Here is an 18,166-nt window from a genome sequence, read left to right as displayed (position 1 = left end):
CAGCGTTTCATACCATCTTCTTCTTGAGCCAGGTGAGCACATGCACGCGCAGCGCCGAGGACAGATTGCTGTCGGGCGAGCGCAGGTCGTCGATTTCGGCAATCAGGCTCGCAAGGCTGATTTTGCGCTGGGCAGCGATCGTCTTCAGTTCGAGCCAGAATTCGTCTTCGAGGGAAAAACTGGTGCGATGACCGTGAAGCGTCGCGGAATGTTTGCGGATCACGAAACTCTCCGGGACAGGTGAGAAAAGTCGGGCTTATTCAAACTGTTACGCCCTTGGCGTCAAGCATCCCGGTAGCGGGTCGGTTAACCGCGCGTTAACACTGTATCCCAAAGGTTCAATCGTCCTGACGTCCCTCGTGCGGCTTTTCCAGCCGGCCCTGGTCGAGTGCCTTTCCGGCCTTCTCGTTGCGTGCCCTTGTCAGGGATTTTTCCGCTTTCGTCCGGCCGAAGGTGATGCGGTTCTGCTCCGCTTCCTTCTCCTTTTCGAGCCGGCCCTTGCCCTTGCGGAACTGGCGCAGATTGACGATCTCGGCGCTCATGATGCGGCGCCTCCGCGCTACTGTTTCTTGCGGAAGGAATCGAGCGACACGACCGAACCGGGCTTCTTTTCTTCGTCGGTCTTGCTCTTGGCCTCGGTTTCGGCAGGTTTCGAGGTGGCCTCGACCGGAATGGCAGTGATCTCGGCGGAGGAATTGTCGTCCTCATCGGCAAGCGGTACTTCGAATTCCAGTTCGAAATTCACCGACGGATCATAGAAGCCGCGGATGGCGTTGAAGGGGATGACCAGGCGTTCCGGCGTGTCGGAGAAGGAGAGGCCGACCTCGAATTGGGTTTCGGTGATCTTGAGATCCCAGAACTGATGCTGGATGACGATGGTCATCTGCTCGGGATATTTCGCCTTCAGGTGCTGGGAAATGCGCACACCCGGCGCGCCGGTCAGGAATGTGATGAAGAAATGATGATCGCCCGGCAGCCGGCCGGTGGCCGCGACTTCGGACAAGACCTTACGGATGACGCCACGCAGAGCGTCTTGCGCCAGAATGTCGTAACGGATGTGATCCTGCCCCATGCGGTCCTGTCTTTCCACTTGTCTCGTCTTTTAGTCAGACGTGTTATGCCATGCCGGTCGGGCGCGGGGAAGCCCATCGCTCTCCGAGTCAGACCAATAGTATTCGACTGAGGCAGGAAGGTGAAGGCTTCTGTTGCCAGGTGCCTTCGGACCCCGCCTTACGGTGCTAACCGTAAGGACTTAAAGCGGAATTCCCGCACCGCCATTAGGCAGCGAGAGCATATTCCTTAGCGTTGTTGTCGTTTGCAACTACACTTTTTGACCCGATAACGGTGGTATCATGCCGAGCAAAAGTTCGATCTTTACACCCTTGTCGATCCTATTTCGCCCCCATCAAAAGCCGGTCTTCTTCGACCGACCGGTTTTTGGTGGAGGCGCCGGGTACCGCCCCCGGGTCCAATAGGTTTATTACACCGACCGTTTATTGCCATAGCCGGACAGGTGTCCGGCAATCCCCATATAGGCATTTCCCTCGTCCATGAAAAGGGGGCGCGCAACAGCTTGCGGCTATTTCCGGCTGGCCAAGAGGCCGACTGGGGGATACTTAGTCGAGGCGTCTTTAGAAGGCGCAGACAGCGCGATCAGATCTGTGTGGCGCGACAATGTCTGAGGAGGCAATGCCATGGGCAAGCGAATTGTATTCACCGGCGGCAGCGGCAAGGCTGGGCGGCATGTCGTGCCCTATCTTCTCGACCAGGGGCATGAAGTCCTCAACCTCGATCTGGTGCCGCTCGATCATCCCGGCGTCAACACGCTGATCACCGACCTGACCGACAGCGGTGAAGCGTTCAACGCGCTTTCCATGCATTTCGGCTTTCAGGGACTTGCGAGCGGAAAGGGCCCGGCGCCGGTCGACGCGGTGGTGCATTTCGCCGCCGTGCCGCGCATCCTCATGCGGCCTGACAATACAACATTCGCCGCGAATACGGTCTCGACCTACAACGTTATCGAAGCGGCGATGAAACTCGGCATCCGAAAGGTGATCGTCGCCTCCAGCGAGACGACCTATGGCGTCTGCTTCGCCGAGGGGGACAAGGACTATCATTCATTCCCGCTGACCGAGAACTACGACGTCGACCCGATGGACAGCTACGGGCTTTCCAAGGTGGTCAACGAGAAGACGGCGCGCGCCTTCGCCATGCGCTTCGGTGCCGATATCTATGCGTTGAGGATCGGCAATGTGATTTCGCCGGAAGACTATGCACGCTTTCCCGCCTTCCTTGCCGACCCGCCATCGCGCAAGCGCAATGCGTGGAGCTATATCGACGCCCGCGACCTCGGCCAGATCGTGCATCTCGGCGTCGAAAAGAACGGGCTCGGCTTCCAGGTCTTCAATGCCGTCAACGACACGATCACGGCTTACGAACCGACCCGGCCGTTCCTCGAAAAATGGGCACCGGGGACGCCGATCACCGGGGAGATCGGTGAGTTCGAAGCCCCGATCAGCAACCGCAAGATCCGCGAGGTGCTGGGTTTTTCCGAGGAGCATAACTGGCGGAACTACGTGTCCCGGTAAGCTGCCCGGCAAAATGCCGGGGAAAGCCGTTGCCGCGAGATTGGCCGGGCTGTGGTGTGCTATTATTGAAATCCATAAAAACGAATCGGCGGTCCTGTCTGTCTTGCGCGCACGAATGCGCATGGCGGCGGAACTTCGCGGAGGGACATCGCCTTGACGCTGAGACATCCGGAATACCAATATCTCGATACGCTGGGCTACCTCCTGGAGAAGGGCGACCGAAGGATAGACCGCACCGGCGTGGGCACGCTTTCGATGTTCGGCGTGATGATGCGCTTCGATCTTTCCGACGGCAGCTTTCCCGTCTACTCGACGAAGAAGGTTTTCTGGAAGACCGCCGTCAAGGAGATGCTGTGGTTCCTGACCGGGCAGACGAATATCCGGTCGCTCCTCAGCGAGAATGTCCGCATCTGGACGGACTGGCCGCTCGCAGCCTACCGCAAGGCGACCGGCTCCGACATTTCTCAGAAGGATTTCGAGGACAGGATTCTCGCCGATGCCGCATTTGCCGAGGAATGGGGCGATCTCGGCCCCGTCTATGGCAAGCAGTGGCGGCGATGGAAGGGTGCGGACGGCAAGGAATACGACCAGTTGGCGGAAGTCATCGAGACGCTGCGCAAGAACCCTTCAAGCCGGCGCATGCTGTTTCACGCCTGGAACGTGCCCGAGCTCGACCAGATGGCGCTGCATCCCTGCCATATGACCTATCAGTTCCACGTCTCCAATATCGGCGAAGGGCGTCGTCAGAAGGTTTCCCTGCTCGTGCTGCAGCGGTCGAGCGACATGGGGCTCGGCAATCCGTTCAACGTCTGCCAGCAGGCGGCGCTGCTTGCCATGGTGGCGCAGCAGGTGGACATGACCCCGGGCGAGCTCGTCTGGGTCGGCGGCGACGTTCACCTTTACCTCGATCACCAGGATCTCGCGAGAACGGTGCTGGAGCGGGAGCCGCGGCCGTTTCCGAAACTGCGGCTGCTCCGGCGGCCGGACAGCATCGACGGGTACAGGATCGAGGATTTCGAGGTCACCGGCTACGATCCACATCCCGCGATCGAGGCCCCGGTGGCGGTTTGAGGATATCGCCGAGCCTGTACTGCCGATCAGCCGTGCCGTCTCCGCGGCTTGCGAGCCCTCTGTCCTCGGACTTTTGATCTGCGGTCCTCGCGAAGGAAGAACCAGCGCTTGGTGACTTCCGAGACAGCCAGATACGACAGCGTTATCAGCAGTATGCCCAGGATGACCGGCAAGGGCGGCGGGACGAAGCCGAACCAGTCGGGTAGCGGCAGGAAGGGCAAAGCGATCGCGACAACCGCGACGGCAAAGGTCAATATCATCAGGAGGCCGGCCGGCCGGCTTCGCCAAAAGCGTTTGCGTGTCCGGATGACGAAGACGATCAGCAGTTCCGTCAGCAGCGATTCCACGAACCAGGCCGTCTGGAAAACCTGTTCGCCCGCGCGGGCGACGAGCATCAGGAAGACGAAGGTCGCCAGATCGAAGACCGAGCTGATCAGTCCGAAGGTGATCATGAAGCGCCGCACGAAGCCGATGTCCCAATGCCGCGGCGAGCGCTTGTCTTCGATATCGACATGGTCGGTAGCGATGGCGAAGGAGGGGATATCGGAAAGGAAGTTGTTGAGCAGGATCTGCTTGGCGAGCAGCGGCAGGAAGGGCAGGACCAGCGAGGCGAGGGCCATGCTGATCATGTTGCCGAAATTGGCGCTGGCGGTAATCGATATGTATTTCATCGTGTTGGCGAATGTCGCGCGCCCGTCGTCGACGCCGCGGACGAGCACGCCGAGATCGCGCTTCAGGAGGACCATGTCGGCGGCTTCACGCGCGACATCCACGGCGCCGTCTACGGAAATGCCGATATCGGCCGCGTGCAGGGCTGCGGCATCGTTGATGCCATCTCCGAGATAGCCGACGACGTGCCCGCGGGCGCGAAGGGCTGCGACGATCCTCTCCTTCTGATTCGGATCGATTTCGACGAAGAGGTCCGTGATCTTTGCCCTTGCTGCGAGACCTGCGGCGGTGAGACGGGAGACCTGGACTCCGGTCAGGATGCGATCCGATCTCAGCCCCACCGATGCGGCGAGATGGGCAGCGACATATCTGTTGTCGCCGGTGATCATCTTGACGGTGATGCCACGGGCCTGAAGATCTTTCAGGGACTCCGTGACGCCCTGTTTCGGCGGATCGAGAAACAGGAGGAAGCCTTCCAGCCTCAGTGCGGTTTCAGCATCCCGGCCATAGTGTTGCTGAGAGGGTAACCGGCGTGTCGCGATGGCGAGCACCCGGTAACCCTGTTCGCCCCAGGTGCGGAATCGCTCTTCGAGAGGGGCTCGCCGCTCCGCGATGAGCGGCTCTTCGCCGTATGCTGTCCGCAACGTGCTACATATCTCAAGCACATTGGCTACCGCGCCCTTGCAGATCAGTATCGTTTCTTCTTCCGGCGATTTGACGATGACGGAAAGGCGCTTGCGGATGAAATCGTAGGGGACTTCGTCGCATTTCCGGAAGGATTTCTCCGGCGCCTCCGTCATCGGCGCCGCGACAATCGCCTCATCCAGCGGGTTGGCCATGCCGCTCTGGAAGGCGGCATTGAGACGGGCCAGCCGGAGGACCTCACTCGAAGGACGCCCCTCGGTGTCCATCCAGGCGTCCAGATGGATCAGCCCCTCCGTGAGCGTACCGGTCTTGTCGGTGCACAGGATGTCGATGCTGCCGAGGTTCTCGATCGCTTCCAACCTGCGGACGATGACGCCGTTTTCGGCCATCCGCCGTGCGCCTCGGGCAAGCGTCACGCTGATGATCGCCGGCAGGAGTTCCGGTGTCAGGCCGACGGCGAGAGCCAGCGAGAAGAGGACGGAATCGATGAGCGGCCTGCCGAGGGAGGCATTGGCGAAGAAGACGACGATGACCATGACGAACATGATCTCGGTCACCAGCACCCCGAAGCGGCGGATGCCTCTCGCGAACTCCGTCTCCGGAACCTGCCGTTCGAGGCTTGCGGCGATCGAGGCGAACTCCGTGCGGGCGCCGGTGCGGGTCACCAGAACGGAGGCGGTGCCGCTGCGCACCGAGGTTCCGGCGAAGACGGCATTGTTGCGCCGGATGAGCGGCGCATCCGCCTCGGCAAGGCCCGGCATCTTGACGACCGGGAACGTCTCGCCGGTCAGCACGGCCTCGCTGACATTGAAGTCCCGCGCTTCGAGGATCCTGCCGTCGGCGGGGATCAGGCTTCCGGCGGAAAGACGAAGGATATCGCCGGGAACCACGTCGCTTGCGTTGATGGTCCTTTCGGCACCGTCGCGGAGCGCCGTCGTCGTGCGGGTCAGGCGTAGCCGGAGCGTCTCCATTGCCCGGGATGCCGAAAACTCCTGCAGAAAGCCGAGCACGCAGCTTCCCAGAACGATAAGCGTGATGATGATTGCTTCATGTGCTTCGCCGACCGCTGCGGAAATCGCCGCCGCACCGATCAGGATCAGCACAAGCGGGCTGCGAAACTGGCGGATGAAGACCTTGAACGCTGAATCGTGCCCGTTTTCGGTGAGCGCATTCGGGCCTGAGCTCTTCAGCCTGGCGGACGCTTCCGCCGTGGAAAGGCCGTCTTTCGAGCTGGCCAATGCGTTCAGCAGCGCGTCCTCGCCTGCCGACCAGTATGTCCCCAATTCATCGTTCGCGGACATTGCCATCTACTACCGTCACTTGAGCGACCGTCGAAAGCCGCGGAGCGAAAATGTGAAGAGAACGGTTGCGATCCCGGTGAGCCAGACAAGCTGCGGCCAGACGACCGAAAGGCCGGCGCCCCGATAGAGGATCGCCTGCGCCATCAGGACGAAATGCGTGTTGGGAGCGGCGAGCATGATCGTCTGGATCACTTCCGGCATGCTTTCGCGCGGCGTCGTCGCGCCTGACAGGATCTGCAGCGGAATGAGGACGAGGATCAGAAGCAGCCCGAACTGCGGCATCGATCCCGCGACCGTGGCAAGCGCGATGCCAAGCGCGGTCGTCGCGAGAAGATGCAGCGCGGCTCCCGCCATGAAGAGCGCCAGCGATCCTTCGATCGGGACCTGCAGCAGGAGTTGCACGACGAGCACGAGCGACAGCAGCGTCGCGATGAACACGACAAGGCCCATCGACCAGACCTTGGCCAGCATGATCTCCAGCGGCGTTACCGGCATCACCAGGAGGTGCTCGATGGTTCCATGCTCACGTTCGCGGATGAGGGCCGTGCCGGTGAGGATGATCGACAGCATGGTGACATGATCGATGACGGTCATGACCGAGGCGAACCATGTCTGGTTGAGTTCCGGGTTGAACCGGGACCGGAGCGTCAGGGCAACGTCCGGTGTCTGCGAAACCGTGTTCGATCGCACGAAGTCGGAGACTTCCGTGGTCACGATGCTCTGCACGTAGCCGGAACCGGAAAATGCCTGGGTCATGCGGGTCGCGTCGACATTGAGCTGGATGACCGGCGCCTTGCCGGCGATCAGGTCGCTCTGGAAATTCGGCGGGATATCGAGCGCGAACGTGTCGGTGCCGGCATCCATCCGGGCGTCCATCTCTTCCGCCGTGATCATCGACGGCTGCTTGAAATAGGGGCTCAGGAAGGAATCGGCGATGCGGCGCGAGAGCGGTGAGTTGTCTTCGTCGACGATCGCGATTGGCGCATTGTTCAGCGTCTCCGGCACCGCTTTCGCTTCGGTATAGACGGCGATGGTGAAGGCATAGATGATCAACCCGATGAGGATGGGGTCGCGCAGCAGGCCGCGCAGTTCCTTGATGCCGAGATGGAAGATGGTGCCGGGCCGCATCGTCACTTCGCCTGTTTCTTGAGGAGGACGGCCGCCGCCGCGATGAGCAGCGGGCCCGCGATGATAAGCGGCAGGAAGGCGCTGCCGAGGCTTTCGAAGGCCAGTCCCTTCGAAAAGGTGCCGCGCGAGATGATGTTGAAATAGGTCGTCGGATAGATCCGGCCGATGAAGGCGCCGAACCCCTGAAGCGACGAGACGGGATCGATCATGCCCGAGAACTGCACGGCGGGAATGATGGTCATCAGCGTGGTGCCGAAGATCGCGGCGATCTGGCTCGAGATGAAGCTGGAGACCAAAAGGCCAAAGGCCGTCGAGAAGGCGACGTAGAGGAAGGCGGCCACCGCGAACGTCACGAGGCTGCCCGTAAACGGTACCTGGAAGACAAGGATGGCGAAGAGCCAGAGCAGCACGGCATTGGCCATGCCGAGCGCCAGATAGGGGAGCTGCTTGCCCAGCAGGAATTCGAGTTTCGTGACGGGCGTCACGTAGAAATTGACGATCGAGCCGAGTTCCTTCTCCCTGACGACCGAAAGGGCGGCGAGCATGGCCGGGATCAGGAGCAGAAGCAGCGGGATCACCGCCGGCACCATGGCGATCAGGCTTTCTATTCCGGGATTGTAGCGGAAGCGGGTTTCGATGGAGAAGGCGGATGCCGAAGCGTCGCCGTAGATCTCGCGCGCATGCCGGGCGATCCAGAGCGCGTGCATGCCCTGGACATAGCCCCGGGTCGTCTCCGCCCGCTGCGGCATGGCGCCGTCGATCCATGCGCCGACTTCCACGTCATTGCCGCGGGCGACGTGTTCGGCAAAGCCCGGCGGTATCTCGATCGCGAGCTTCAGCGAACCATCGCGCATGCGCCTGTCGAGATCGTTGTAGTCTTCCAGCGGCGGCTGCTCGATGAAGTAGCGTGAGCCGGCGATATCGGCGACATAGTCCCGGCTTGTCACGGTGTCATCGCGATCGAGGGCTGCGAATGTCAGGTTCTCCACGTCCATATTGATGCCGTAGCCGACGACAAACATCAGGATGACGCTGCCGATCAGGGCCAGCGTGGCGCGGATCGGATCGCGGCGCACTTCGAGCGCTTCCCTCCGGCTAAAGCTCAGGATGCGGCGCAGATCGAAGAACCGCCGATGCCCGGCGCTCGAGAAGGCGGGCGTCTGCCTGGGCTCGGCCTGCGGTTCCTCCGGGAGGGGCGCCGGTTCGCCGATCGCATCCTCCAGATAGCTGATGAAAGCCTCTTCCAGCGTTGCGGCCTTGCGGCTGTCGCGGATCGCATCCGGCGTATCGCTAACGAGCACCTTGCCGGCATGCATCAGCGATATGCGGTCGCAGCGCTCTGCCTCGTTCATGAAATGGGTGGAGATGAAGATCGTCACCTGGTCCTTGCGGGACAGCTCGATCAGCATCTCCCATAGCTGGTCTCTGGCGACGGGATCGACGCCGGATGTCGGCTCGTCGAGGATCAGCACCTCGGGCGAGTGGACGAGGGCCACGGCAAGCGAAAGCCGCTGCCGGATGCCGAGCGGCAGCGCATCGGGCAGTGAATCCATGACGTCGAGCAACTGGAACCGCCGGCCCATTTCCTCGATGCGAGCGGGAATAGTCCCAGGGGGCAGTTGAAAGAGGCGCGCATGCAGATCGAGGTTCTGCCGGACGGTGAGTTCCGTGTAGAGCGAGAAGGCCTGCGACATGTAGCCGACGCGCCTGCGGATAGCCATGTCGCGCGGATCGACTTCTCCGCCGAACAGTCTGGCTGTTCCCTCACTGGCCGGCAGCAGACCGGTCAGCATCTTCATCGTCGTGGTCTTGCCGCAGCCGTTGGAGCCGAGAAAGCCGAAGATTTCACCGCGGCGAATTCGGAAGCTGACATTGTCGACGGCGGTGAAATCGCCGAAGCGCATGGTGAGCCCTTCCGCCTCGATGGCGAAGTCCGAGTCGCCGAAGGACGGCGGAAGACGTTCCACCGAATGGTGTGCGGCCCGCACCTCCTCGGGCAACAGCGCGATGAAGGCCTCATCGAGCGAAGAGGCCCCGGTATGGGCGAGGATTTCGTCGGGAGCGCCGGTGGCGAGCACCTTTCCGGCATCCATGGCCGCCAGCCAGTCGAAACGCGCTGCCTCCTCCATATAGGCGGTGGCGACCATGACGCTCAATTGCGGGCGTTCGGCCCTGATGTCGTCGATGAGATTCCAGAACTGCCGGCGCGACAGCGGATCGACGCCGGTTGTCGGTTCGTCCAGGATCAAGAGGTCTGGATCATGAAGGAGGGAGCAGCAGAGACTGAGCTTCTGCTTCATCCCACCCGAGAGATTGCCGGCCGGCCGATCTTCGAAACCGGCAAGACCGGTGCGCCTCAAGAGCGTGCGGATGCGGTACTCCCTTTCCTCCTTTCGCTGCCCGAAAAGGCTTCCGAAGAAATCGGCGTTTTCGAACACCGACAGCGTTGGATAAAGATTGCGGCCCAGCCCCTGGGGCATGTAGGCGATTGCCGGGCAGACGCGACTGCGATGGCCGCCGCTGCGCATGTCGCCGCCCAGGGCCAGCACGCTGCCTTTCTGGATCTTGCGCGCGCCTGCCACCAGGGAAAGAAGGGTGGATTTGCCGACCCCGTCCGGTCCGATGAAGCCGACCATCCGGCCTTCGGGGATATCCAGCGAGACGCCGTCGAGTGCGGTCGTGTTGCCGTACGTATGGATGACATCCTTCAATCGCGCGACATAAGCAGGTTCCGCCGGATCAGCCATGGCAAGATGCTCCTATGGGGCAAGCGGTTGGGACAGAGCGACAGGCCATTGGGCGTTTGCATCGATCTTGACATAGGCTCGGCCGGGGAGGCCCGTCTTTACCTGTGCGACATATTTCTGCAGCAGTTCCTGCGGCACCTGCGCCCGAATACGGAACATCAGCTTCTGGCGCTCTTCCTCGGTTTCCACCGTCTTCGGCGTGAACTGGGCGACATCGGACAGGAAGGATATGTGGGCGGGAATGACATACTGGGGGGCTGCATCGAGAACGATGCGCGCCTCGCTGCCGATCGCCGTGCGGCCGGCATCGGCGGTCGAAAGGAAGAAGGTCATGTAGACGTCGCTGATGTCCAGCATGTTGAGGACACGGCCGCCGGCAGCGACGACCTCGCCGGGTCTTGCAACCAGATACTGGACCCGGCCGCTCCTTGGCGCCTTGAGTTCGGAATCGCGCAGATCGGCCTCGATTCTCGCGATCGTCGCCTGCGCGGCTTCGACGGAGGCTTCCGCATCCACCACCTGGGACTGCGCGGCGCCGATCGCGGCGTCGGTCGCGGCGAGTTGCGCCCTGGCGGCGGCGACGGCGGCCCTGGCGGTCTCGACGCGGGCGCGGTCATCATCCAGGGTCTGTTCGGAAACGGTGCCGCTGCGCGAAAGCTGCTCGCTGCGAGCGAACTTCTTCTGAGCTGATTGAAGCTCCACTTCGTTCTGTGCGACGGTTGCGGCCGCCGCCTCCTTCTCGGCCTGCCGCTGGGTAACGAGGCTTCGCGCCGTATCGATGCCGATCCTCGCCCTGGCGAGCTGCGCCTCCGCTTCGCGCTTCTCGGCGGCAAGCTGTTCGATGTCCATGCGGGCGACGACCTGGCCGACCTCGACGAAATCGCCCTCCTTGACGAGCACGTCGGTCAGGCGTCCCGCCGTGCGCGCCGCAATGTCGATTTCGGTCGCTTCGATGCGCCCGTTGCCGCTTGCAATACCCTGCATGGCCTGCGCGGCATTGCGGTCCTGGACATATTTCCAGCCCAGGGCGCCGGTGGCTACGACGACCGCGAGGACCGCGGCGATTTTTCCGGTGCGATTCAAGATGCGGCTCCATTTCGGATGGGTTGCGTTCTGTTCGGGGACTTTGGTGCATGGCTTTCGATCTGCCAACGCTCCTTTGCTCCGTCTGCCGGCGGCTCGCTTTTGATTGCCCCGGACGGGTTCGGCAACATTGATAAGGATCAAGAAGATATATGAAACTCACGCGCTCCTGTTCCTCCGCCCGGAGAAGTCGTCCAGAATTGGTGCCTGACCTTTCAATATCTTCTGCCGTGCCTGGTCGAGGCGGAACCAGGCGATCCGATCCACCTCCGGGAATTGTTGGAGGCGTCCTGAATGCGGCGGCCATTCCAGCGAGAACATATTGCTGACGATGCGACTTTGATCGATCGGAGGATTCGCCTCGACCGACCAGACCAGAACCTTCTTGCCACCGGGCTGACGGTATTCACCGAGCCACTGGAACGGTCCTTCGACGGTCTCGCCGATTTCCTCGGCCGTCTCCCGGATGGCTGCTGCGAGTTCGTCCTCACCTTCCTCCACCATGCCTTTGGGGACAGACCAGGCTCCTTCGTCCTTGCGCGCCCAGAACGGGCCGCCCGGATGCACCAGAAGAATTTCAGGTTCTCCCTCCGAATACCGGAATATCAGGAGACCGGCGCTGCGTTTCGGCATGGTGACCAACTCCCCGTGACAGAGCGGCTGAGACCGGCCCGGCCGCTCCGTGTTGAAGATTTCCGCCCGTGGTATTTGATAAAGATCATCGTTGCCGGGCAAGCGCCTGACTAGGCTGCAATTCATCGGGTCAATCAAGACCGATTCAGAGGAGACATGTCATGTCGTTCAAAACAGTGCTCGCGGTCATCGGAGCCTCCGATGCCACTGCCGACATCAGCAAAGCCGTCGAACTTGCCCTGGAGCTGGATGCGCATCTTTGTGCGATCGTCGCCGGGCTTGCCCTTCCGCCTTCCGTCGCCGAATTCCCGACCGGGACAGTCTGGCTCGACCAGAGATATGAGGACATGAAGGTCCTGGACGATGTGCGGAAACAGGCGGAGGCGGCATGCCAGGCGAACGGGCTGTCTTTCGAGGTGGGGCAGATTTACGCAGAATCCATTTTCCTTGCCGGCGAGATTCTGCAGCGGGCGCTTTATGCGGATGTCATCCTCGTCTCGGACGGTGTCAGGCGCGACAGCGAACTGACCCGGGCGATCGTCGACGGCGGCGTCTTCGATGCCCATAAGCCGCTTTTGCTCGTGCCGAAGGATGGCAAGGCGACGTTGAAGCCCAAAACGGTCCTGCTCGCATGGAATTCCCGGAGGGAGGCGGCGCGGGCCGCTCGTGAAGCGATGGACATGCTGGTATCGGCCGATACTGTCCATGTCGTGCTGGTCGATCCGGATACCAGCTACTGGCGCAACGGCGAAGAGCCGGGCGCCGATGTGGCCACTTATCTTTCCCGGCACGGGGTCAAGGCGGTCGTCGAGCAGATTGCAGGCGGCGGCCGGCCGGTCGAGCAGGTCCTCGAACAGCATGCGCTGGACGTCGATGCCGATGTGATCGTCATGGGCGCTTACGGTCATTCGCGGTTGCGGGAGCGGATTCTCGGCGGGGTCACGGCGTCGATGCTGAAGGATGCCAAGTTCCCGATATTCCTGGCGCGATAGGCATCAAAAGCAACCCGCCCCGGTCCCGTCAGCAGCGGAGCCGGGGCTTTTTGTCTGATACCATGAGGATGCCGCCGGCGGCTTTCGGATACCGCTTTCCGGGTCGCCCGGCCATCATGCGTTTTTACGGCAGCGCCATTTGTCCAGTTCGGTAGCGACGAGGATCGAGGAGGCCGCGAACAGCATCACTGCCCATTCGGCAAGCGAGATCGGGGCAAGGTCGAGCGTATCGCGGAACCAGGGGATATACATGGCCGAGATATGCAGGACCTGCGCCATGATAACGGTCAGGATCAGCAACGGATTGCCAAAGAAACTGAGCGAGAAGACCGAACGACGTTCCGAGCGGCAGGTGAAGGTCTGGACGTTTTCGAACATGACGAAGAGCAGGAGGAGCATGTTACGCGCCTCAGAGACCTCATATCCCTGCTGCAGGAGCCAGTAGAAGACGGCAAAGCCGCCGATGCCGATGACGAGCGTCGAGAGGATGATCCGGCGGATCATCGGCCGGTCGAAAATCGGCTCTTTCGGGCGCCGCGGCGGCCGCTTGAGCTCGTCTCCTTCCGGTTTTTCGCCGGCGAGTGCGACGTCCTGGATACCGTTGGTGACGAGATTGAGCCAGAGGAGCTGCACGGGCAGCAGCGGCATGGGCAGGCCGAGCGGGATCGCCAGCAGGAAGAGCAGCATTTCCGCGGCGCCGGTGGCGGTCAGCATGAGGATGACCTTGCGGATGTTGGAATAGGCTGTACGGCCTTCGCGGATGCCGGTGACGATCGAGGCGAAATTGTCGTCGGTGACGACGATGTCGGCACTTTCCTTGGCGACCTCCGTTCCTTTCCGTCCCATCGCCACGCCGACATGCGCGTGCTTCAGGGCCGGCGCGTCGTTGACACCGTCCCCGGTCACAGCGACGAAATGGCCGGTACGGGCAAGCGAGAGCACGATAGCCAGCTTCTGCGCCGGCGCGACACGGGCATAGATGCGGGCGCGTCTCGTAAGTTCATCGAGGCTGTCCGATCCAGCCTCCTCGGCCTTGCGGACGTCTTCGCCGGTCGTGATCTGATCGGGTCGGAATTGAAGTCCGGCCTGAGCGGCGATTGCCGCCGCGGTCTTCGGATCGTCACCGGTCACCATCGCAACCTCGACACCGGCGGCACAGCAATCATGGATCGCCTGCGGCACTTCCGGACGGATCGGGTCCTGCATGCCGGCAAGACCGAGAAACACCAGATCGACAAGGTGGTTGTTGCCCAGGAGTTCATTCTCCGCGTTTGCCCGGACTTCCCCTTCCGCAAAGGCGAGCACCCGCAGGCCGCGTTCCGCCATTTCCTCCTTTTGCCGGAGAAGCGTCTCGCGGTCGATCGGTACAATCGCTTTGCCGACATCCATCCGGTCGGCCATATCGATCAGGACTTCTGCCGAACCCTTCACGAATACGCGCACGTGGTCACCCTTGCGGTGGAAGGACGCGGCGTATTTGAGATCCGGCTCATAAGGGATGCGGGCAATCAGCGGGTAGTCGTCTGCCACGGCGTCCTGCTTCAGCCCTGCCTTGCGTGCAGCGGCGAGAAGCGCCACATCGACCGTGTCGCCAACGCCTTTCCAGCCATCGGCATCCTGCTTGAGCGAGCCTTCATTGGGCAGCGATGCGGCCTTCAGGAGCCTCGCGGCCCGATTGCGGGCTTCAGCAAGGGTCATGTCGCAACCCCGGATATCGCAGGCATCGAGATCCATGCCGGCGTCCAGCAACAGATCCGTGCCATCGGGCAGGCGGATATCGGTGACCGTCAATTCGTTCAGGGTCAAAGTGCCCGTCTTGTCGGTGGCGATCATCGTACAGGAGCCGAGCGACTCCACTGCCGGCATGCGCCGTACAATCACGTTCTGTCTGGCCATGCGTCGCATGCTGATGGCAAGTGCGATCGATATGGCGATCGGCAAGCCTTCCGGGATGGCGCTGACGGCAAGCCCGACCGACATGAGGAACAGGTCGCTCCAGGCTAGGCCGCGCGAGAGGCCGACTGCGATGAGAACGAGCGATGCAATGCCGACGGTCCAGGCGATCACATTCGAGAAACGGGCGAGCCGGATCATCAGTGGCGGCTGGGAGACCGACTCCTTGCCGATCTCGGCGGCAATCTTGCCAATCCCGGTCGAAAGCCCTGTCGCTGTCACGATACCCTTTGCCCGGCCGCGCGTCACGAGGGTGCCGGCAAATGCCTTCCCGGCCGTGAGATTCTCCGCCGATGCATCAGGGAGCGGAATCCTCTTGCGTACCGGCAGCGATTCGCCGGTCAGCAAGGACTCGTCGCAGAGAAGGTCATTGGTCTCGACAAGCAGGAGATCGGCGGGAACCCTTCCGCCGGCATCAAGCAGAACAAGATCGCCGGGAACGAGCAAACGCGCTTCGATTTCCTGCACCTGTCCATCGCGGATGACGGTTGCATGCGGCTCTTCGAGCTGGCGGAGCGCAGTTGCCGCCCGGCCTGCGGAATATTCCTGCATGGTGCCGATGATCCCGTTCGCCAGGAGCACGACGCCGATAAAGATCGCGTCTTCGGCCTCGCTCACCATCAGCGATACGGCCGCGGCAAGCAGCAGGATATAGATCAGCGGACTGCGGAACTGGCGCAGGAAGATGACGATCAGGGACGGTGCCGCCGGTGCCGGCAGCAGGTTTTCGCCATATTCGGCAAGACGCGCCGCAGCCTCGGCACTCGTTAACCCCCGGGACCTGTTCTCGCCCTCGGGAATGTCACGGGACCGCAAAGACGTGGCAGGCATGAAATGCTCCAGTTCAGGACTGCCCTCGATGGATCTTCGGGGCCATTATCATCCTCCCGACAATATCGGCAGAAAGCCACCGCCCATTGACATCCATCAATTCGGGACATCCATCAGTTCGGGCGGGGGCCGGTCAGCTTGTCCACTTCCAGTTCCGGATTTCCGGCATGTCCTCCCCGAACTCCCTGACGTAGCGGTGATGATCCTGAAGCTTGCCCCGGAGAGCTTCCACCACATGCGCGGCCTTTTCCTTCAGGCCCGGCACCCGTTCGATCACCTCGATCGCAAGATGGAAGCGGTCGAGTTCGTTCAGCACCGTCATGTCAAAGGGGGTCGTGGTCGTGCCTTCCTCGATAAAGCCGCGGACATGGATGTTTTCGTGATTAGTGCGCCTATAGGTCATCCGGTGGATGAGGTAGGGATAGCCGTGATAGGCGAAGATCACCGGCCGGTCTGTGGTGAAAAGACGGTCGAATGTGGCGTCATCCAGCCCGTGCGGATGCTGCTCCCTCGATTGCAGTGCCATGAGGTCGACGACGTTGACGACACGGATGCGCAGTGCCGGGACGGCTTCGCGGAGCAGGGTGACGGCGGCAAGCGTTTCCATGGTCGGCACGTCGCCGGCGCAGGCCATCACGACGTCCGGCGTCAACGCGCCGTCCTCGCTGCCTGCCCAGTCCCATACACCGATGCCGGCTTCGCAATGAGCGACCGCTTCGTCCATCGTCAGCCATTGCGGCTCCGGCTGCTTGCCGGCGACGATCACGTTGATCCGGTCCCAGGTCTTCAGGCAATGGTCACCGACCCAGAGAAGCGTGTTGGCGTCCGGTGGCAGGTAAATGCGCACGATATCGGCCTTCTTGTTGGCGACGAGATCGATGAAGCCGGGATCCTGGTGCGAGAAGCCGTTATGGTCCTGCCGCCAGACATGTGAGGTGAGCAGGTAGTTGAGCGACGAAATTGATTTGCGCCACGGCAGCTCGCGGGAGACCTTCAGCCACTTGGCATGCTGGTTGAACATCGAATCGACGATATGGATGAAGGCTTCATAGCAGGAGAAGAAGCCGTGCCGGCCGGTCAGCAGGTAGCCCTCCAGCCAGCCCTGGCAAAGATGTTCGGAAAGCACTTCCATGACGCGCCCATCGCGCGAAAGATGCACGTCGTAGGGCTCGATCTTCTCCATCCAGACGCGATTCGTCGTCTCGAAGACAGCACCAAGACGGTTCGATTCCGTTTCGTCCGGACCAAAGATGCGGAAATTGGAATGGGTGTCGTTGAGCTTCAGGACGTCGCGCAGATATTTGCCGAGCACTTCCGTGGTCTGGACCATGGCTGCGCCGCGATCGGTCACCGGCACGGCGTAGTCGCGGATATCCGGCACGATGAGCTCCCTGCGCAGCAGACCGCCATTGGCATGCGGATTGGCGCCCATGCGGCGGTCACCCTTCGGTGACAGGGCGCGCAATTCCTCCCTCAGCCGGCCGTCTGCATCGAAGAGATCTTCCGGATCGTAGCTCCGCATCCAGTCTTCGAGGATCTTGCGGTGGCCGTCGTCCTCGCGGCAATTGGCGACCGGCACCTGGTGCGCCCGCCAGAAACCCTCGACCTTCTTGCCATCCACTTCCTTCGGACCCGTCCAGCCCTTGGGGCTGCGGAGCACGATCATGGGCCAACGCGGGCACCCGTCACCGGCCTTTCCTTCGCGGGCTTGCCTCTGGATCGTGCGGATGCGGTCGAACACCTCGTCGAGCACCGACGCCATCTGCCGGTGCATCCGTTCCGGCTCATGTCCTTCGACGAAGAAGGGCTCGTAGCCATAACCCCGGAACAGATGTTCGAGGTCTTCGTCGCCCACGCGGGAAAGCACGGTCGGGTTGGCGATCTTGTAGCCGTTCAGATGCAGGATCGGCAGCACGGCGCCGTCGCGGGCCGGATTGATGAACTTGTTCGACTGCCAGCTTGCCGAAAGCGGCCCGGTCTCCGCCTCGCCGTCACCGACGACACAGGCGACGACCAGATCCGGATTGTCGAAGGCTGCGCCAAAAGCATGCACCAGCGCATAGCCGAGCTCGCCCCCCTCATGGATGGAGCCGGGCGTCTCCGGTGCCGCGTGGCTCGGGATACCGCCCGGGAAGGAGAACTGCCTGAAGAGTTTCTGCATGCCTTCCGCATCTTCGGAAATATCCGGATAGATTTCGCTGTAGCTGCCTTCGAGATAGGTGCTGGCAACCATGCCGGGTCCGCCATGGCCGGGGCCGCAGATATAGATCATGTCGAGATCGCGGTTGCGGATGATGCGGTTGAGATGGGTGTAGATGAAGTTGAGGCCGGGCGTCGTGCCCCAATGGCCGAGCAGACGCGGCTTGATATGCTTCGCCCTCAGGGGCTCGCGCAGGAGCGGATTGTCGAGCAGATAGATCTGCCCGACGGAAAGATAGTTGGCGGCCCGCCAGTAGCGATCCATCAGCACCAGTTCCTTCGGGTCTATCACAGGTGCTGCGGATGAGGAGGCGCTTGGCTGCATC

13 protein-coding genes and 1 other RNA gene are annotated in these 18,166 nt (G+C 61.9%); 3 read left to right on the top strand and 11 right to left on the bottom strand.

Annotated elements, in window-relative coordinates; genetic code table 11:
• Positions 1-7: 7 nt before the first annotated feature.
• The 4 genes from JL39_RS06100 to ssrA form a co-directional block, all read right to left on the bottom strand.
• Positions 8-223, bottom strand: coding sequence for a ribbon-helix-helix domain-containing protein (locus tag JL39_RS06100; protein WP_037147418.1), 216 nt, complete (start codon positions 221-223; stop codon positions 8-10).
• A 115-nt stretch (positions 224-338) separates the two neighbouring features.
• Positions 339-542, bottom strand: a complete 204-nt coding sequence (locus JL39_RS06095) for a DUF4169 family protein (protein ID WP_037147415.1) — start codon at positions 540-542, stop codon at positions 339-341.
• A gap of 17 nt (positions 543-559) precedes the next feature.
• Positions 560-1,072 (bottom strand): SspB family protein, encoded by a 513-nt coding sequence (locus JL39_RS06090; protein ID WP_037147413.1) that lies wholly within the window; start codon positions 1,070-1,072, stop codon positions 560-562.
• 119 nt (positions 1,073-1,191) lie between these two features.
• Positions 1,192-1,561: a transfer-messenger RNA gene (gene ssrA / locus JL39_RS30840) on the bottom strand.
• A 133-nt stretch (positions 1,562-1,694) separates the two neighbouring features.
• On the opposite strand from ssrA, the gene JL39_RS06085 reads away from it, so the two are divergent.
• Both JL39_RS06085 and thyA read left to right on the top strand, forming a co-directional pair.
• Positions 1,695-2,588: an NAD(P)-dependent oxidoreductase gene (locus JL39_RS06085; protein ID WP_037147409.1), complete on the top strand. Its 894-nt coding sequence runs from the start codon at positions 1,695-1,697 to the stop codon at positions 2,586-2,588.
• A gap of 153 nt (positions 2,589-2,741) precedes the next feature.
• Complete coding sequence (gene thyA, locus JL39_RS06080; protein WP_037147405.1) at positions 2,742-3,659, top strand: thymidylate synthase; 918 nt, start codon at positions 2,742-2,744, stop codon at positions 3,657-3,659.
• Between the two features lie 26 nt (positions 3,660-3,685).
• On the opposite strand, the gene mgtA is transcribed toward thyA, so the two are convergent.
• The 5 genes from mgtA to JL39_RS06055 form a co-directional block, all read right to left on the bottom strand.
• The gene (mgtA, locus tag JL39_RS06075) at positions 3,686-6,274 is read right to left on the bottom strand and encodes a magnesium-translocating P-type ATPase (RefSeq protein ID WP_244446839.1); all 2,589 of its coding nucleotides are present in this window, start codon (positions 6,272-6,274) and stop codon (positions 3,686-3,688) included.
• A gap of 15 nt (positions 6,275-6,289) precedes the next feature.
• Entirely contained in the window at positions 6,290-7,402 is a 1,113-nt protein-coding gene (locus JL39_RS06070; protein WP_037147402.1) for an ABC transporter permease, read from the bottom strand.
• A gap of 2 nt (positions 7,403-7,404) precedes the next feature.
• Entirely contained in the window at positions 7,405-10,149 is a 2,745-nt protein-coding gene (gene rbbA / locus JL39_RS06065) for a ribosome-associated ATPase/putative transporter RbbA (protein WP_037147399.1), read from the bottom strand.
• Between the two features lie 12 nt (positions 10,150-10,161).
• Positions 10,162-11,175, bottom strand: a complete 1,014-nt coding sequence (locus JL39_RS06060) for an HlyD family efflux transporter periplasmic adaptor subunit (RefSeq protein WP_348270561.1) — start codon at positions 11,173-11,175, stop codon at positions 10,162-10,164.
• A gap of 216 nt (positions 11,176-11,391) precedes the next feature.
• Positions 11,392-11,865 (bottom strand): NUDIX domain-containing protein, encoded by a 474-nt coding sequence (locus tag JL39_RS06055; RefSeq protein WP_037147396.1) that lies wholly within the window; start codon positions 11,863-11,865, stop codon positions 11,392-11,394.
• A gap of 161 nt (positions 11,866-12,026) precedes the next feature.
• Here JL39_RS06055 and JL39_RS06050 point away from each other — a divergent pair, with 161 nt between their 5' ends.
• Positions 12,027-12,857: a universal stress protein gene (locus tag JL39_RS06050; protein ID WP_037147393.1), complete on the top strand. Its 831-nt coding sequence runs from the start codon at positions 12,027-12,029 to the stop codon at positions 12,855-12,857.
• 114 nt (positions 12,858-12,971) lie between these two features.
• On the opposite strand, the gene JL39_RS06045 is transcribed toward JL39_RS06050, so the two are convergent.
• Positions 12,972-15,641, bottom strand: coding sequence for an HAD-IC family P-type ATPase (locus tag JL39_RS06045; protein WP_052182697.1), 2,670 nt, complete (start codon positions 15,639-15,641; stop codon positions 12,972-12,974).
• A gap of 133 nt (positions 15,642-15,774) precedes the next feature.
• Positions 15,775-18,165 (bottom strand): phosphoketolase family protein, encoded by a 2,391-nt coding sequence (locus JL39_RS06040; RefSeq protein WP_037147388.1) that lies wholly within the window; start codon positions 18,163-18,165, stop codon positions 15,775-15,777.
• Position 18,166: the final 1 nt, after the last annotated feature.

It is taken from the genome of Rhizobium sp. YS-1r (assembly GCF_000757525.1).
GTDB classification, from domain to species: Bacteria; Pseudomonadota; Alphaproteobacteria; order Rhizobiales; family Rhizobiaceae; genus Neorhizobium; species Neorhizobium petrolearium.
This window is presented reverse-complemented; position numbering and strand designations above follow the sequence as displayed.

Coding starts and splice junctions, on each gene's coding strand:
- JL39_RS06095 (WP_037147415.1), bottom strand. CDS start 542: ATGAGCGCCGAGATCGTCAATCTGCGCCAGTTCCGCAAGGGCAAGGGC.
- JL39_RS06090 (WP_037147413.1), bottom strand. CDS start 1,072: ATGGGGCAGGATCACATCCGTTACGACATTCTGGCGCAAGACGCTCTG.
- JL39_RS06085 (WP_037147409.1), top strand. CDS start 1,695: ATGGGCAAGCGAATTGTATTCACCGGCGGCAGCGGCAAGGCTGGGCGG.
- mgtA (WP_244446839.1), bottom strand. CDS start 6,274: ATGTCCGCGAACGATGAATTGGGGACATACTGGTCGGCAGGCGAGGAC.
- JL39_RS06070 (WP_037147402.1), bottom strand. CDS start 7,402: ATGCGGCCCGGCACCATCTTCCATCTCGGCATCAAGGAACTGCGCGGC.
- rbbA (WP_037147399.1), bottom strand. CDS start 10,149: ATGGCTGATCCGGCGGAACCTGCTTATGTCGCGCGATTGAAGGATGTC.
- JL39_RS06055 (WP_037147396.1), bottom strand. CDS start 11,865: ATGCCGAAACGCAGCGCCGGTCTCCTGATATTCCGGTATTCGGAGGGA.
- JL39_RS06050 (WP_037147393.1), top strand. CDS start 12,027: ATGTCGTTCAAAACAGTGCTCGCGGTCATCGGAGCCTCCGATGCCACT.
- JL39_RS06045 (WP_052182697.1), bottom strand. CDS start 15,641: ATGCCTGCCACGTCTTTGCGGTCCCGTGACATTCCCGAGGGCGAGAAC.
- JL39_RS06040 (WP_037147388.1), bottom strand. CDS start 18,165: ATGCAGCCAAGCGCCTCCTCATCCGCAGCACCTGTGATAGACCCGAAG.